This window comes from Rhodopseudomonas sp. B29, from assembly GCF_000333455.1.
Taxonomy (GTDB): Bacteria; Pseudomonadota; Alphaproteobacteria; order Rhizobiales; family Xanthobacteraceae; genus Rhodopseudomonas.
On record NZ_BADD01000103.1, the window covers coordinates 1 to 1,778 of the forward strand.

The window sequence follows — 1,778 nt, forward strand, 5'->3', positions numbered from 1 at the left end:
CCGTTCGATGATGTGAGCGACTTGGCTTCGACATCCTCTTTGCGCGGGCGGCCGCCTTTGGAAGTGATCGTCGAAGTCGGCATTGAGACCCCTGGTGGTCGCCACGACGCGGCGAGTCTTTCGAGCAATTCCAATCCCAGATTTGCAATCGCTTGGCAATCGATCTGGACAGGACGGTCCCGTCCCGTTTATTTCCCGGCCGCCTCGAGGCGAGGTAGCTGGGGGATAGCGGATGGGAAACGAGAACAAGATTGTCGTCGGTGTCGCGATGGCGCTGTCGTTGAGCGGCGGCTCCGAAGCGCTGGCGCAGAGCGCGCGCGAAGCCGCGGTGGCGCTGCCGCCGGTCACCGTGCAACCCGCCGAACGCCGTGCCGCGCGCCGTGCGCCCTCCACCCCGGCAGTCCAGCGCGCCGCGCCGGCGCGGACACCGGCGCGTGAGCCTGCGACCCCCGCGGCGCGGCCCGTCAACCCGAGCAACAGCTCCGATCGCTATGTCGCGCGGACCACGGCGACCGCCACCAAGACCGACACGCCTGTGCTGGAGACGCCGCAGTCGATCTCGACCATCACCCGCCGTCAGATGGACGACCAGAACGTCCAGACGGTCGCCAATGCGCTGCGCTACAGCGCGGGCGTGCTGTCGGACGCCGACACCAATGCGCGCTACGACAGCGTCTTCATCCGCGGCTTCGGCGCGTTCGGCACCGCGACCAACTACGTCAGCTTCCTCGATGGCTTGAAGCTGCCGCGCGGCCAGGCCTTCGCCAACACCGCGATCGATCCGTTTTTGCTCGACCGCGTCGAGGTGCTGAAGGGGCCGTCGGCGGTGCTGTATGGGCAGACCAGCCCGGGCGGTCTCGTCAATCAGATCAGCCGGATGCCGAGCGCGGTGCCGTACAACGAAGTCCGCGTCGAGGGCGGCACCTATGGCCGCATCCAGTCTGGCATCACCAGCCAGGGGGCGCTCGATAAGGACGGGCATTGGCAGTACAGCCTGAGCGCGATCGGCCGTTCGTCGGGCACGCGCTACGACAATGTCGACGAGCAGCGCTTCGCCGTCGCGCCGGCTTTGACTTGGGCGCCCGACATGGATACGCGCTTCACCGTCCAGAGCTACTATCAGAAAGACCCGAAGGGCGGCTATTTCAACTCGCTGTACCCGACCTCGCTGGCGCCGCTGCAGTACCGGCCGTATCTGAATTCCAAGCTCAACGTCGGCGATCCTGGGTTCGACTCGTTCGAGCGCGAGCAGTACGGCATCGGCTATCAGTTCGACAAACGGCTGAACGAGGTCGTCAGCGTCAAGTCGAGCCTGCGCTATTCGCATGTCGACATCGATTTCAAGTCGTTGCAGATGAGCGGGCCGCTCACCGCGACCGGCACGATCCCGCGCTGGGCGCTGCGATCGATCGAGGACGTCGGCGGCCTCTCCACCGACAATCGCGCCCAGTTCGATTTCGCCACCGGCGCGCTGCAGCACAAGGTCATCACCGGCGTCGATTATCAGAACACGCTGAGCAATTGGGTCTATCAGCTCGGCGGCGCGACCTCGCTCGACGTCGTCAATCCGCATTACAATCAGCCGGTCGGCTCGCTCGCCTCGCTCATCGACAGCGGCCAGACGCTGAACCAGACCGGGCTGTATGCGCAGGATCAGATCAGCCTGGGCGGCTGGCGCGCCACGCTCGGCATCCGCCACGATTGGGCCGAGCAGACCACCGAGAGCCGGCTTGCGGGTTCGCGCTCCAACCAGTCGGACGACAAGACCACCTATCGGG

General features: G+C 65.7%; 1 protein-coding gene. It reads left to right on the forward strand.

Annotated elements, in window-relative coordinates; genetic code table 11:
* Positions 1 to 232 precede the first annotated feature (232 nt).
* Positions 233 to 1,778, forward strand: a 1,546-nt coding sequence (locus I5M_RS03905) for a TonB-dependent siderophore receptor (protein ID WP_022720207.1), incomplete at its 3' end; no start/stop codon positions are given.